11 protein-coding genes and 1 tRNA gene are annotated in these 13,422 nt (G+C 53.7%); 5 read left to right on the top strand and 7 right to left on the bottom strand.

The window, feature by feature from the left end:
- Window positions 1-45 precede the first annotated feature (45 nt).
- Window positions 46-1,224, top strand: coding sequence for a D-xylose utilization transcriptional activator XylR (xylR, locus tag CSK29544_RS05375; protein ID WP_004387589.1), 1,179 nt, complete (start codon window positions 46-48; stop codon window positions 1,222-1,224).
- Window positions 1,225-1,368: 144 nt separating this feature from the next.
- On the opposite strand, the gene CSK29544_RS05370 is transcribed toward xylR, so the two are convergent.
- The gene (locus CSK29544_RS05370; RefSeq protein ID WP_071601437.1) at window positions 1,369-2,193 is read right to left on the bottom strand and encodes a protein bax; all 825 of its coding nucleotides are present in this window, start codon (window positions 2,191-2,193) and stop codon (window positions 1,369-1,371) included.
- 313 nt (window positions 2,194-2,506) lie between these two features.
- Here CSK29544_RS05370 and CSK29544_RS05365 point away from each other — a divergent pair, with 313 nt between their 5' ends.
- Together CSK29544_RS05365 and avtA are read left to right on the top strand one after the other, a co-directional pair.
- Window positions 2,507-4,537, top strand: coding sequence for an alpha-amylase (locus tag CSK29544_RS05365; protein WP_007895553.1), 2,031 nt, complete (start codon window positions 2,507-2,509; stop codon window positions 4,535-4,537).
- Between the two features lie 173 nt (window positions 4,538-4,710).
- The gene (gene avtA, locus CSK29544_RS05360) at window positions 4,711-5,967 is read left to right on the top strand and encodes a valine--pyruvate transaminase (RefSeq protein WP_007895550.1); all 1,257 of its coding nucleotides are present in this window, start codon (window positions 4,711-4,713) and stop codon (window positions 5,965-5,967) included.
- A gap of 45 nt (window positions 5,968-6,012) precedes the next feature.
- Here the strand turns inward: avtA and yicI are convergent, their stop codons facing one another.
- Window positions 6,013-8,337: an alpha-xylosidase gene (yicI, locus tag CSK29544_RS05355; protein WP_007895547.1), complete on the bottom strand. Its 2,325-nt coding sequence runs from the start codon at window positions 8,335-8,337 to the stop codon at window positions 6,013-6,015.
- A 3-nt stretch (window positions 8,338-8,340) separates the two neighbouring features.
- Window positions 8,341-9,744, bottom strand: a complete 1,404-nt coding sequence (locus tag CSK29544_RS05350) for a glycoside-pentoside-hexuronide family transporter (RefSeq protein ID WP_007895543.1) — start codon at window positions 9,742-9,744, stop codon at window positions 8,341-8,343.
- 289 nt (window positions 9,745-10,033) lie between these two features.
- On the opposite strand from CSK29544_RS05350, the gene CSK29544_RS05345 reads away from it, so the two are divergent.
- Window positions 10,034-10,128, top strand: a tRNA-Sec gene (locus tag CSK29544_RS05345).
- Window positions 10,129-10,149: 21 nt separating this feature from the next.
- On the opposite strand, the gene CSK29544_RS05340 is transcribed toward CSK29544_RS05345, so the two are convergent.
- The 4 genes from CSK29544_RS05340 to CSK29544_RS05330 all read right to left on the bottom strand — a co-directional run bounded on the left by CSK29544_RS05340 (window position 10,150) and on the right by CSK29544_RS05330 (window position 12,477).
- On the bottom strand, window positions 10,150-10,635 hold the full coding sequence (locus tag CSK29544_RS05340; RefSeq protein ID WP_029039188.1) for a hypothetical protein: 486 nt from the start codon (window positions 10,633-10,635) through the stop codon (window positions 10,150-10,152).
- Window positions 10,619-11,134 (bottom strand): DUF2778 domain-containing protein, encoded by a 516-nt coding sequence (locus CSK29544_RS22470; RefSeq protein WP_071601432.1) that lies wholly within the window; start codon window positions 11,132-11,134, stop codon window positions 10,619-10,621. Before CSK29544_RS22470 ends, CSK29544_RS05340 begins: the two co-directional genes overlap by 17 nt.
- 9 nt (window positions 11,135-11,143) lie before the next feature.
- Window positions 11,144-11,635: an Hcp family type VI secretion system effector gene (locus CSK29544_RS05335; RefSeq protein WP_029039187.1), complete on the bottom strand. Its 492-nt coding sequence runs from the start codon at window positions 11,633-11,635 to the stop codon at window positions 11,144-11,146.
- 224 nt (window positions 11,636-11,859) lie between these two features.
- Window positions 11,860-12,477, bottom strand: coding sequence for a TetR/AcrR family transcriptional regulator (locus CSK29544_RS05330; RefSeq protein WP_007895539.1), 618 nt, complete (start codon window positions 12,475-12,477; stop codon window positions 11,860-11,862).
- Between the two features lie 76 nt (window positions 12,478-12,553).
- Between CSK29544_RS05330 and CSK29544_RS05325 the strand changes: the two genes are divergently transcribed.
- Window positions 12,554-13,420, top strand: a complete 867-nt coding sequence (locus tag CSK29544_RS05325) for an aldo/keto reductase family oxidoreductase (RefSeq protein WP_029039186.1) — start codon at window positions 12,554-12,556, stop codon at window positions 13,418-13,420.
- Window positions 13,421-13,422 lie beyond the last annotated feature (2 nt).

Below are 13,422 nucleotides of genomic sequence, written 5' to 3'. Positions count from 1 at the left end.
ATATGTGTTATTCAAACAACAGGTTCAAGGCCGGATACTGTCACTATGTTTGAAAAGCGTCATCGCATTACGCTGCTGTTCAATGCCAACAAAGCTTATGACCGTCAGGTGGTTGAAGGCGTTGGTGAGTACTTGCAGGCTTCACAATCAGAGTGGGATATCTTCATGGAAGAGGATTTCCGCACCCGAATTGAGAATATTAAAGAGTGGCTTGGCGATGGGGTCATCGCCGATTTTGACGACCCGGAAATCGAGCAGTTGCTAAAAGATGTCGAGGTGCCGATCGTCGGCGTCGGCGGCTCTTATCACCGGCCCGAGCACTACCCGCCAGTGCACTACATCGCGACAGACAACTACGCGCTGGTCGAAAGCGCGTTTTTACATCTCAAAGAGAAGGGCGTGCACCGTTTCGCCTTTTATGGACTTCCCTCGTCCAGCGGCAAGCGCTGGGCCGCCGAGCGCGAGCATGCGTTTAGCGAACTGGTCGCGCGTGAGAAATACCGTGGCGTGATTTATCAGGGGCTGGAGACCGCGCCGGAAAACTGGCAGCACGCCCAGAACCGGCTTTCTGACTGGCTCCAGACGCTGCCGCCGCAGACCGGCATTATCGCCGTGACGGATGCCCGTGCCCGCCATCTGCTTCAGGTATGCGAGCATTTACATATTCCGGTGCCGGAGAAACTGTGCGTTATCGGCATTGATAACGAAGAGCTGACCCGCTATCTCTCCCGCGTGGCGCTCTCTTCTGTGGCGCAAGGCACGCGCCAGATGGGATATCAGGCCGCGAAGCTGCTACATCGCCTGCTGGATAATGAAAACCTGCCGCTCCAGCGTGTTCTGGTGCCGCCCGCGCGTGTAGTGGAGCGGCGCTCTACGGATTACCGCTCGCTGCACGATCCCGCCGTCATTCAGGCGATGCACTATATTCGCAATCACGCCTGTAAAGGGATCAAAGTCGAACAGGTACTGGATGCGGTCGGGATTTCCCGTTCTAACCTGGAGAAGCGCTTTAAAGAAGAAGTCGGCGAAACTATTCACGCCGTGATCCATGCGGAGAAGCTGGAAAAAGCGCGCAGCCTGCTGATTTCTACCTCATTGAGCATTAACGAAATTTCACAGATGTGCGGCTATCCGTCGCTGCAATATTTCTATTCGGTATTCAGGAAAGAGTATGACACCACGCCGAAGGAGTATCGCGACAGATTCAGCGAGGTGATGATATAGCGTGCGCGGCAGTTTAACGTAAAAACGTTAAGCGACGCTTATGCTGGCAGGCGTTAATAGTGTCTGGATACAACGCTGCGAAAAGCAATAAAAAACGTCTTCCGAAGAAGACGTTTTTTGCGCCTGATTCATCAGAGCCGTTAATTAATTGGTTGCCAGCAGGTGCTGATTATCCTGATACATGGCAAACAGATAATTGTTATAGCTTTTCCCTTTAGTGGAATAGCCTTTCAGCTTATGGATCATATTACTGGCCGTCACTTCCTGATCCGCTTTACGCAGTTGCAGACGCGATTTGCGGAAAGAAGCATAAGCCGGATGCGTATTCAGATTCACCGCATAGGCATTAACGGATTCTTTAACGGAGTTAAAGTGAGAATACCCTTTCACTTTGCCTGGTTCGTTATTACAACGCTTGCTCGCGCATTTCATGCCGAACAAGTTGTTGTTATTACGGGCAAGTTTCGAGGTTCCCCAGCCGCTTTCCGCCGCCGCCATGGTCGCGACCATGCTGGCAGGAATAATATCGACACGTTCAAACAGCGTATTCCACGGTACGCGACGCGTGTTGCCGTTCCATTTTACCTTGTAACGCTTCGCGATATCTTTCAGGCGCGCGCGTTCAGCAGGCGACCACTGGGCGTCATACTGCTTTGAAATAAGCCAGTTACGCTCTGCGGAAATAGCCGCGTTCTGGCTGGTAATGTAAGGCATGACGGTCCGGAGAAACGCTTTTTTCCGTGGTGTTCCGGAAGGGTATTTTCGCAAATCAGGCAGTGAACCACTTATTACACTATTGCGAGAATACTCTTTTTTACTGCTTGCCAGTTTTTTACCGCTTGTCTTTGTAACGTGTACTGTGTGGCTCTTTTTCGTTGTGTGCTGCGTTGCCAGCACTTCACCCGAAAATGCCAGGGTGGCTAACATACACAGCGCCGCCCCTAATCGTCGAATTGAAGTCGATATCATCAGGTCTCCTGGTCGGATTTAAGCATTCCAACACCTTATTATTTAATTGGATTTAAGAAAGTAATCTTAAATCTTATCAAAAATACCGTTTTGGATCATCTAAAGAAATAAGTCGATTCTGAATTCGCGGCGCTTGCAGGCAGTTTAACTCGCTGAAAATAAACATTAAAAAATGCCATTTTTAGCATTTAATGCTGGCGTTGAAACGACGCGGCTCAGCCTCCCGTTTCCTCCCCTTTCACTGCCGCTTAAGGATGAGGAATTCCTTATATCGCCATGCGACACTGAACAAAAATCGCACAGGATGCATATAATGAACCTCTCCCCTCTCGCACTATTGCTGCTGCCGGGCATCGCGCTCGCGCAGTGGTCCGCTCCAGACCTGCCTGCGTTTCAGGAAAAAACCCCCGGCGTGTTTATAAGCCAGGGGCCGCTGGCGAAAGGCACGCAGCCGCTGCGCCTGATGATGGGCAATGCCTGCTGGCAACCTGCCGGGCCTGTCAAACTGAATCAGATGCTCTCACTGACGCCATGCGTTGACCCGGCCCCCGAATGGCGACGCTTTCGCGACGGCAATTACAAGGTGCAGATAGACACGCGATCCGGCACGCCGACCCTGATGTTAAGCGTCGAGCAGGAAGCGCAAAAGGCGGTCGCGGAAGTGACACGCCAGTGCCCGAAATGGGACGGCAAACCGCTCACGGTCTCCGTAAAAGAAACGTTCCCGGAAGGCAGCGTGGTGCGGGACTTCTACAGTGGCAATACCGCCACGGTCACGCAGGGGAAAATTACGCTGACACCCGCGCCCGGCAGCAACGGGCTTCTGCTGATGGAGCGCGCTAATGCCGCTTCGCAGGCCGCGTTCAACTGGCATAACGCCACCGTCTATTTCGTCCTGACCGATCGCTTTGTGAACGGCGACCCGACCAATGACAACAGCTATGGCCGCCATAAAGACGGCATGCAGGAGATTGGCACGTTTCACGGCGGCGATCTCAAAGGGCTGACCAGCAAACTGGATTATCTGCAAACGCTCGGCGTCAACGCGCTATGGATAAGCTCGCCGCTGGAGCAGATCCACGGCTGGGTCGGCGGCGGCACCAAAGGCGATTTCCCCCATTATGCTTACCACGGCTACTACCCGCAGGACTGGACGAAGCTGGATGCCAACATGGGCACGCCGGACGACTTACGCCGTCTGGTCGATGAAGCGCACCGACGCGGCATTCGTGTTTTATTCGACGTGGTGATGAACCACACGGGCTACGCCACGCTCGCCGATATGCAGCAATTCCAGTTTGGCGCGCTCTACCTCAAAGGCGACGAGCTGAAAAAGACGCTTGGTGAAAACTGGACCGACTGGCGCCCTGGCGCAGGCCAGAACTGGCACAGCTTCAATGACTATATTAATTTCAGCGACAAAGCGGCCTGGGAAAAATGGTGGGGTAAAACGTGGATCCGCACGGATATCGGCGATTACGACAGCCCCGGCTTTGACGATCTCACGCTCTCGCTCACCTTTTTACCGGACCTGAAAACGGAATCGACACAGCCCTCCGGCCTGCCAAACTTCTACCAGCACAAACCGGATACCGCGGCACAGCTTATCGACGGCGCCACGCCGCGCGATTACCTGACACGCTGGCTAAGCCAGTGGGTGCGCGATTACGGTATCGACGGTTTCCGCGTGGATACGGCAAAACATGTTGAACTGGCCGCCTGGCAGCAGCTGAAAAACGAGGCCAGCGCGGCGCTCGTCGAATGGAAAGCCAAAAACCCGGATAAAAAGCTCGATGACGCGCCGTTCTGGATGACCGGCGAGGCCTGGGGCCACGGCGTGATGCAGAGCGATTACTATCGCCACGGCTTCGATGCGATGATTAACTTCGATTATCAGGAGCAGGCCGCGAAAGCCGCCGACTGCTTCGCGAATATCGATATGGTCTGGCAGCAGATGGCGGAAAAACTCCAGGGGTTCAATGCGCTGAGCTACCTCTCCTCGCACGATACCCGGCTGTTTCGCGAAGGCGGGCCGCGGGTGGCAGAATTACTTTTGCTCACACCCGGCGCGGTACAAATTTTTTACGGCGACGAAAGTGAGCGGCCTTTCGGGCCAACCGGTTCCGATCCACTCCAGGGCACACGATCCGATATGAACTGGCAGGATCTCAACGGTAAAAGCGCGGCGACGCTCGCGCACTGGCAAAAGCTCGGGCAGTTTCGCGCGCGTCACCCGGCCATCGGCGGCGGCAAGCAGACGACGCTGTCACTGAAACAGGGCTATGGGTTTATCCGCCAGCAGGGTGACGATACCGTTATGGTCGTCTGGGCTGGCCAGCAGTAATCACCAGGCGGCGTGTCTTCGGGCGCGCCGTCTCGTTATCCAGCATATAATGCTGCGTGCTGTCAGCATCGAAACATTTTGCATCAGAAAAGCACCCGCCCGCCGATTTGCACCCGCCATCCTGTAGCGCTATGGTTAGCCTCTTTTTAAAAGAATGCGACAGACAGACCGCTATGACGTTTTCACTTTTCGGCGACAAATTTACCCGCCATGCAGGCATTACGCGCCTCATGGAAGATCTCAACGACGGATTACGCACCCCCGGCGCTATCATGCTTGGCGGCGGAAACCCGGCGCAAATCCCGGCGATGAACCACTATTTCCAGGAACTGCTGGCCTCGATGCTTGAAAGCGGCAAAGTGACTGATGCGCTTTGCAATTATGATGGCCCGCGCGGAAAAAGTGAGCTCCTGGTAGCCCTGGCGGGCATGTTGCGAAAAGAGTTTGGCTGGGATGTCGAACCACAGAATATTGCGCTGACAAATGGCAGCCAGAGCGCATTTTTCTACTTGTTTAACCTGTTTGCCGGCCGCCAGTCGGATGGCACGTCGAAAAAAGTGCTGTTCCCGCTGGCGCCTGAATACATCGGCTATGCGGATTCCGGGCTTGAGGAAGACTTGTTCGTCTCCGCGCGCCCCAATATCGAACTGCTGCCGGAAGGACAGTTTAAATATCACGTCGATTTCGAGCACCTGCATATCGGCCCGGAAACCGGCATGATCTGCGTATCGCGCCCAACCAACCCGACCGGCAACGTGATCACCGACGACGAGCTGATTAAGCTCGACGCGCTCGCCAACCAGCACAACATTCCGCTGGTGATCGATAACGCTTACGGCCTGCCATTCCCGGGCATTATCTTTAGCGAGGCGCGCCCGCTCTGGAACCCGAATATCATTCTGTGCATGAGCCTCTCCAAGCTCGGCCTGCCGGGCAGCCGCTGCGGCATTATCATTGGCAATGAAAAAGTGATCTCGGCCATCAGCAACATGAACGGAATAATCAGTCTGGCGCCGGGCGGCATCGGGCCTGCGATGGCCTGCGAGATGATTAAGCGCAACGATCTGCTGCGTCTGTCTCAGGAGGTGATAAAACCCTTCTATCAGCAGCGCGTTCAGGAGACGATTGCCATCATTCGCCGTTATCTGTCGCCGGAGCGCTGCCTCATTCACAAGCCTGAAGGCGCGATTTTCCTGTGGCTCTGGTTTAAAGATTTGCCGATCACCACCGAGCTCCTCTATCAGCGCCTGAAAAAACGCGGCGTGCTGATGGTGCCGGGCGATTTCTTCTTCCCGGGGCTGGATAAGCCGTGGCCGCACACCCACCAGTGCATGCGCATGAATTATGTGCCGGAGCCGGAGAAAATCGAGGCGGGCGTGAAAATCCTGGCGGAAGAGATTGAGCGCGCCTGGCAGGAAGCGGGCCAGTAACGCAGCCTTAGAGAAAACGCCGCCTGCTGGCGGCGTTTTTGTTTCTCAGAGCGTGATGATAAACGCTCGCGCCTCACGCTCCGGCGTCACCACAATACCCCATTCGCTGCCCACGCTGTTACCGCCATTAACGCTCGTAACCTGCTGAATATTACGCAGGCAGAGTGTCCAGCCGGTCGCATGACCGCGCCCTTCGACCGTAATCCGCTTGCCCTCGCGCTTCGCGCATAGCGTAAAGGTCGTCTCGCCATTCGCGGCAGGCACTTCGCAGCGCGCTGCAGCACCGTCCGCCAGGTTAAACAGCTGGAACGCCGTGCCCTCATGCCACACGTAATCGGGCTTCTGATCGTTATTACCGAGCGCCAGCAGCGTATTGTCGCGCACATACACCGGCAAGCTCAGAAAATCGTGACGCTGCTTATGCCAGCGGCCGCCGTCCAGCTCATCGTTATGCCACAGATGCGTCCAGCGCCCTGGCGGCAGATAAAACGCCACGTCGCCCGCCTCGCTGAAAACCGGCGCGACCAGCACGCTGTCGCCAAGCATATACTGGCGGTCGAGGTAGTCGCAGGCCGGGTCGTCCGGAAACTCCAGCATCATGGCGCGCATGACGGGCGTACCGCGCTCGTGCGCTAACACCGACTGGCGATACAGATAAGGCATCAGCCGGCACTTCAGTTGTGTAAAGTGGCGCACCACATCGCAGGCTTCGTCGTCATACGCCCACGGCACGCGGTACGATTTGCTGCCATGCAGGCGGCTATGGCTGGAGAGCAGCCCAAACGCGCACCAGCGTTTATAGACATGCGCAGGCGCGGTGTTTTCGAATCCGCCGATGTCATGGCTCCAGAAGCCGAAGCCGGAAAGGCCGATGGAGAGGCCGCCGCGCAGGCTTTCCGCCATCGATTCATAGTTGGCGTAACAGTCGCCGCCCCAGTGCACCGGGAACTGCTGCGCGCCGACGGACGCCGAGCGGGCAAACAGCACCGCGTCTTGCTCGCCCACGGTGTCTTTCAGCACATTCCAGACCAGCTCGTTATAAATGAAGGCATAGTGATTGTGCATCTTTTGCGGATCAGCGCCGCTATGCCACACCACATCGGTGGGTATGCGCTCGCCGAAATCGGTTTTGAAGCAGTCAACGCCCATCCCGACCAGCCGTTTCAGATGGCCTGCGTACCAGTCACACGCTGCCGGGTTGGTGAAATCAACAATCCCCTGCCCTGGCTGCCATTTGTCCCACTGCCACACGGCACCATCAGGCCGCTTTAGCAGGTAGCCCTTCTCCATGCCTTCGCGAAACAGCGGTGATTTCTGGCCGATGTAAGGATTTATCCAGACGCAGATTTTCAGGCCGCGCGCCTTCAGGCGTTTAAGCATGCCTTCAGGGTCCGGGAATGTCGCCGGGTCCCACTCGAAATCGCACCACTGGAAGGCTTTCATCCAGAAGCAGTCGAAGTGAAAGACATGCAGCGGCAGTTCGCGCTCCGCCATGCCGTCGATAAACCGGTTCACGGTCTCTTCGTCATAGTTAGTGGTAAACGAGGTGGTCAGCCACAGTCCGAACGACCAGGCGGGCGGCAGCGCCGGACGCCCCGTAAAGCGCGTATAACGGTCCAGCACCGCTTTTGGCGTCGGGCCGTCGATAACGAAATATTCCAGATATTCACCCGCCACGCTGAACTGCACTTTCGAGACTTTCTCCGAGGCGACTTCAAAAGAGACGCACTCCGGGTGGTTCACCAGCACGCCATAACCGCGGTTGGTCAGGTAAAAGGGAATATTTTTATAGGCCTGCTCTGTGCTGGTGCCGCCGTCGCGGTTCCAGGTTTCCACCATCTGGCCGTTTTTCACCAGTGCGGTAAACCGTTCGCCGAGGCCGTAGACCGTTTCGCCGACGCCCAGATCCAGCCGCTCGAACATGTAGCTGCCGCCGGTGTTGCTATCCTGCACATAGCCGTTGTTTTTTACCTGGCTTCCGGTAATACGCTCGCCGTCACGCAGAAAATCAAGCGCCCAGTTTTCGCCTTTGGTCACCCGCACGCTGAGCGCGCCGCTTTGCAGCTCGGCGTAGCGGTCCGTGTCACATAGCTCAACCGGCACCTGCGCTTGCGCATTGAGCGGATAATGCGGGCCGTGGTCTGGCACGCCCTGAAAATGTTCGATACGCACGCCGATGATTCCCTCCTGCGGCGAGAAAAAGCGCAGGGTAAAAAGCGGCGTATCGAGCTGTCCGGCGCGTTCGCGCACGTCGCGCGGCGCGGCATAAACCACCATTTCGCCGTCGCGCTGCTCAACATCGAATACCTGAACGGGATGCAGCAGGCTTAAACCCGGCTGAATCAGCCAGTTTCCGTCACTGATTTTCATGGCTTACCCCTTCGATTTCTGGAATGTCTTACTGACCGGCAATGTTTCAAATTCCCGCTGGTTATGGCGCGCGCTCTTCGCCAGCTCTGCAAGAATGTTTTTCAAAAACGGGGTCTTCAGCGTGTAGTAACGCTTCGCGATGATGGCGCTCAGCACGTAGCAGATGCCCGGCGCGAGCGTGAAGAGCGAAACGATGATGGTGAGCGTGGTGCTGTTCTGGGTTTTCGCAGCAGCGTCATACCCGCCACCTGCCAGCATCCAGCCAATCAGCGCGCCGCCCAGCGCCAGGCCGAGCTTCAGCACAAACAGCGTGCCTGCGAAGCTAATCCCGGTGAGACGCTTACCGTTGCGCCATTCGCCGTAATCGACCGTATCGGACATCATGACCCACTGAATGGGTGTCACCAGCTGGTGCAGGACGCCAATAACGGAGATAAAAACGAACATAACGACGGTGGCGCTCATTGGCACGAAGAACATGGCGACACTCAGCACGGCCAGCGCGGCGTTGGTCCACCAGAAAACACTGACCTTGCACTTCCAGTCCGTCAGCGGTTTGGCAAGCGCGCTGCCAAAAAGATTGCCGACGCAGTAAAGGCCGAGGAACCAGGAGAAGAGCGCGGCATCGCCCATAATCCAGGTGACGTAATACATCATTGCCCCGCCACGCACGCAGACGGCGAGGATATTGAGAATGGTCAGCACGCCCACGACGCGCCACTGATCGTTTTGCAGGATATCGCGCAGGTCTTCACGCATGGTGGAAGTATTCGGCGGCGCCTCGACGCGTTCTTTAGTGGTGAAGAAGCAAAACGCGAGCATCAGAAACGCCACGGCGGCAAGCACCGCAATCCCTGCCTGAAAGCCGAACGCTTTATCTTCACCGCCGAAAAAATTCACCAGCGGCATCATCAGTACCGTCGAGAGCATGCCGCCCGCCGTCGCCAGCACAAAGCGCCAGGATTGCAGCGAAATACGCTGCTGCGGATCGCTGGTAATCACGCCACCCAGCGCGCAGTAAGGAATGTTCACGACCGTGTACATCAGCGTGAGCAGCGTATAAGTGACAGCGGCGTAGATCATTTTGCCGCTAAGACTGAGCTCCGGCGTGCTGTAGGCGAACACGCACACCACGCCGAATGGCAGCGCGCCAAATAGCACCCACGGGCGGAATTTGCCCCAACGGCTGCGGGTGCGGTCGGCGATAAGTCCCATCGCCGGATCGGAGATGGCATCAAGCGCGCGGGCCAGTAAAAACATCGTGCCGACAAACCCGGCGGGAATGCCGAAGATGTCGGTGTAGAAAAACATCATGTAAAGCATGACGTTATCAAAAACGATATGGCTTGCGGCATCTCCCATGCCGTAGCCAATCTTCTCCTTCACGGAAAGCGCTTGCTCACTCATTCGGTGGTCCTCCGGCGATACGCGAAATTTCACTTAAGTTTTTAGCGCCGTTCGGAACCGCCAGAAATTCTGTTTTCTGGTTATTTATTTATGATTCTTGCTTTCTGTGATCGCGATAACCTGCTGATGCAACGAATGAATAATTCTTGTAGCCCGTAACAACGGAAAAACACTTAAGCAAAACCGCATAACGGGCATCGAAAGGGCGAAAAAAGAGTGTGACGGGGGTATTGGTAAGCGTCTGAAACGCGCCTATAATGCGCCGGCCTCCATGTAGCAATGCAGGCGCGGAAGATCGTCGTCTCCGGTGAGGCGGCTGGACTTCAAATCCAGTTGGGGCCGCCAGCGGTCCCGGGCAGGTTCGACTCCTGTGATCTTCCGCCAAAATGCCTACCCCCTTTGTGATTAGTCGCTTCTGAACCTCATTTTGATGGCTTGTCTTTTATTCATTATTTTATCCGCCACAGCGATAAGCGCAGCTGAAATAATTAACGCCATAACCGTTGTGGAGCTGACAAAAAACAATCCCTCTAAAAAATCGATCTGACTTTCAATTTCTGTAAACCTTTCCGCGGACGAATAATGGCTTACAAGATACCAGGCCAGGTACCCAGAATAATATCCAACATCAGAAAAAATAATGATAACCAGAAAACAAAAATAATAAACGCTTCCTTTAATAAGTTTATACCATGACCAGATGTTCATTAGTCTGATGATTAAACCCCACAAGAAAATATTAAAGAAAAGCAGTGAAACCATTACAAAGAGCGGCGGTAGTCCACCACCATAGGTTCCTGTTCCCATAAAAATTATATTTACCGGGGGGATAACAATTAATATCATTAATTGCAATAACTTTTTCATAAAAGATTTAAAACGTGTTGGCATAAGGCATTCCTATAACATTAATATCGCCATAGGCCTCAAGTCCGTTACAGTAAACAACATATTTCATTGTATTTAACAATGCTGTTCTCAAAGTATAAAAATCAGTTCTTTTATAAAAGGTTATACACCCATCCGAAACGCCAGTCCCATCCATTCTTAAGGGATGAAGTCTAAAACTTTTACGGGATGTCCCTCCGACAACAGTTGTGTCGTCAAGGAACCCATCTTGCCTAAACAAAGCGAACCATTCATCGTAGACATTACCTGTGGATCTTTCTTTTTGCCATGTCCGAAATCTCGAATACGGTCCACCTCGTGGACGATCGACTATCCAGTATTTCCCCAATGGAATAGGCCCGTTACGTCTTCCAGAAAACTCAAGCACATTTTTATAACTGCCAAGCCCAGAAAACACAGGAAAAACGCCGACACCAGCGCAACGCAATAAGAGTTTGCCGTCTGCGGTTTTCTCATTGTAGTTAAGTTCACAATTGATCATAGCGCTATCCTAAGCATACATCTGGCTGTTCCAGGCATCCGTATATTGGATATTCCCGTTCAGGTATTTCCAGGTTATTTTGCTGTATATCAACCCTACGGACTCCACCGGAGTGGAAAGCAACCCTTCCGGGTGTTTAAAGTTTTGCATATTGGGATGGATACCAGTAATTCTTACATCTTCCAGTATCATCTGGAAAAATTCTTCTTCCATACCCGCGTGGTTAATTCGATACCAGCGAATGATAGCTCGCTGTAGTTTTTCACTGGTAGCGACTGCACGATAAAGATAAGGAGAGGATTTATCAAATTCCTTTTCTATGTTCATCAGATTATGAACGCGTGTTGCTGTTAGTTTGCCGGTATTCCCATCGTAAGGTACAGACAAACCATGACCAAAGCTCTGAACCTCTATACTCCCCTCGCGGCCCATCACCTCTGAGCCACCGCAAATTAATGCGCCTGAGGCGTCATAAAGCCATAAATGTGCCGGGACAGCCATAATGAACTCCTTTATTAAATCATATCGATGACATAAAGCTTTTCATTGCGTCATTGAATAGAACACGACATCAATAACGGTTATTTACCGCTATACGACACAAGAAGTAAAAAGGAGTTGTTATTTAATTAAGTTATCTTTGATGAAGATTAAAAAATGCAATAGGTATTCATAGTTTTGATATCAAGCATAAATTAATACACTTTCATAATTAATGATTCATGTCATCCCTTCAAATAACCCCCTAACAACCGCGACAAATGCATCTGGAATTGCCCGGTATAGTCGTGTGGAATAAACCCTTCGAGAAACGCCTTAGTCGGCCCGCTAATTACACCCAGCGCCAGATGGGCGGTGAATACCGGGTCGGGGAAAGTATTATCCGGCGCGGTAACAAGCGTTTGCGCAATATCATTCACCATTCGCTGGTACATCACGCCCATCAGACGCGCGCCGTCGCGCTCTGCCGCCACGCCATACAGCGCTTTTGATTCATCAGGATTGGCTAATTTCAGGCTCAGAAAAGCCTGCACCATCGCACAGGCCATTTCCCCGACGGGTTTGCCGCGCACGGAAATACACGCGGCTTCGAGCGCGTCGGCGATTTTGGTTAAGTGTAATTCCAGCACGCCGGAAAGCAGCGCGTCGCGGTTAGGGTAATACTGATAAAGACTCCCGACCGACATTCCGGCGCGGCTGGCGACGCGCGTGGTGGTGCAACGGCTGAGTCCTTCGGTCACTAAAACCTGAATAGTTGCCGTATGAAGCGCCTCCACCGTCGCCACGGAACGGCGCTGGATCGGGGTTTTACGCGGGCTGAGCGGTGCTGCGGTGGTCTTCATGGAATGCGAATTCTTAAACTGAAGGATGCTTCATATACTAATACTTCCTTCACACCGATACAGCAAGCAGGTCGTCATGAACACTATTGAAAAAAGCGGTACGTATAAACTCGGCAGCCGAGAAGTCAGACGGTTTGGATATGGCGCGATGCAGCTCGCAGGCTCAGGCGTATTTGGCCCGCCGAAAGATAAAAACGCGGCCCTCAGCGTATTACGCGCGGCCGTTGAGGCGGGCGTTAATCATATTGATACCAGCGATTTTTACGGGCCGCACATTACGAATCAACTGATTTGCGAAGCGTTATACCCTTACCGCGACGACCTGACGATTGTAACTAAAGTCGGTGCGACACGCGGAAATGATGCCTCGTGGAACCCGGCATTTTCGGCTGAAGAATTAACGCAAGCCGTTCACGATAATTTGCGCAACCTGAAGCTCGACGCGCTGGATGTCGTCAATTTTCGCGTGATGTTTGATGTCCACGGCCCGGCGGAAGGATCTATCGAAGCGCCGCTCACGGCCCTGGTGAAATTAAAAGAGCAGGGGCTGATTAAACATATCGGCTTAAGTAACGTCACGCAGAAACAGGTTGCGCAGGCGCGGCAGATAACGCCGATAAGCTGCGTGCAGAATATGTATAACATCGTTCACCGTCGCGATGAGGCGTTAATTGATGAACTGGCCGCCGCCGGGATTGCCTATGTGCCGTTTTTCCCGTTAGGCGGATTCTCACCGTTGCAGTCCTCAACGCTTGAGACTATCGCAACGCAATTATCGGCGACGCCGATGCAGGTGGCGCTCGCCTGGCTGTTAAACCGCGCGGAGAATATTTTATTAATTCCGGGTACGTCGTCAGCCGTGCATTTCCATGAAAACAGTAAGGCCACGGAATTAACGCTCTCTCAGGAAACCCTCGACGCGTTAAATAAGCTGGCCGCGTAAGC

This window comes from Cronobacter sakazakii, from assembly GCF_000982825.1.
Taxonomy (GTDB): Bacteria; Pseudomonadota; Gammaproteobacteria; order Enterobacterales; family Enterobacteriaceae; genus Cronobacter; species Cronobacter sakazakii.
Note: the sequence above shows the minus strand (reverse complement) of the source record. Positions and strands in the feature narration are given on the sequence as shown.

Coding starts and splice junctions, on each gene's coding strand:
- CSK29544_RS05330 (WP_007895539.1), bottom strand. CDS start 12,477: ATGAAGACCACCGCAGCACCGCTCAGCCCGCGTAAAACCCCGATCCAG.
- CSK29544_RS05340 (WP_029039188.1), bottom strand. CDS start 10,635: ATGCCAACACGTTTTAAATCTTTTATGAAAAAGTTATTGCAATTAATG.
- yicI (WP_007895547.1), bottom strand. CDS start 8,337: ATGAAAATCAGTGACGGAAACTGGCTGATTCAGCCGGGTTTAAGCCTG.
- CSK29544_RS05335 (WP_029039187.1), bottom strand. CDS start 11,635: ATGGCTGTCCCGGCACATTTATGGCTTTATGACGCCTCAGGCGCATTA.
- xylR (WP_004387589.1), top strand. CDS start 46: ATGTTTGAAAAGCGTCATCGCATTACGCTGCTGTTCAATGCCAACAAA.
- CSK29544_RS05325 (WP_029039186.1), top strand. CDS start 12,554: ATGAACACTATTGAAAAAAGCGGTACGTATAAACTCGGCAGCCGAGAA.
- CSK29544_RS05365 (WP_007895553.1), top strand. CDS start 2,507: ATGAACCTCTCCCCTCTCGCACTATTGCTGCTGCCGGGCATCGCGCTC.
- avtA (WP_007895550.1), top strand. CDS start 4,711: ATGACGTTTTCACTTTTCGGCGACAAATTTACCCGCCATGCAGGCATT.
- CSK29544_RS22470 (WP_071601432.1), bottom strand. CDS start 11,134: ATGATCAATTGTGAACTTAACTACAATGAGAAAACCGCAGACGGCAAA.
- CSK29544_RS05350 (WP_007895543.1), bottom strand. CDS start 9,744: ATGAGTGAGCAAGCGCTTTCCGTGAAGGAGAAGATTGGCTACGGCATG.
- CSK29544_RS05370 (WP_071601437.1), bottom strand. CDS start 2,193: ATGATATCGACTTCAATTCGACGATTAGGGGCGGCGCTGTGTATGTTA.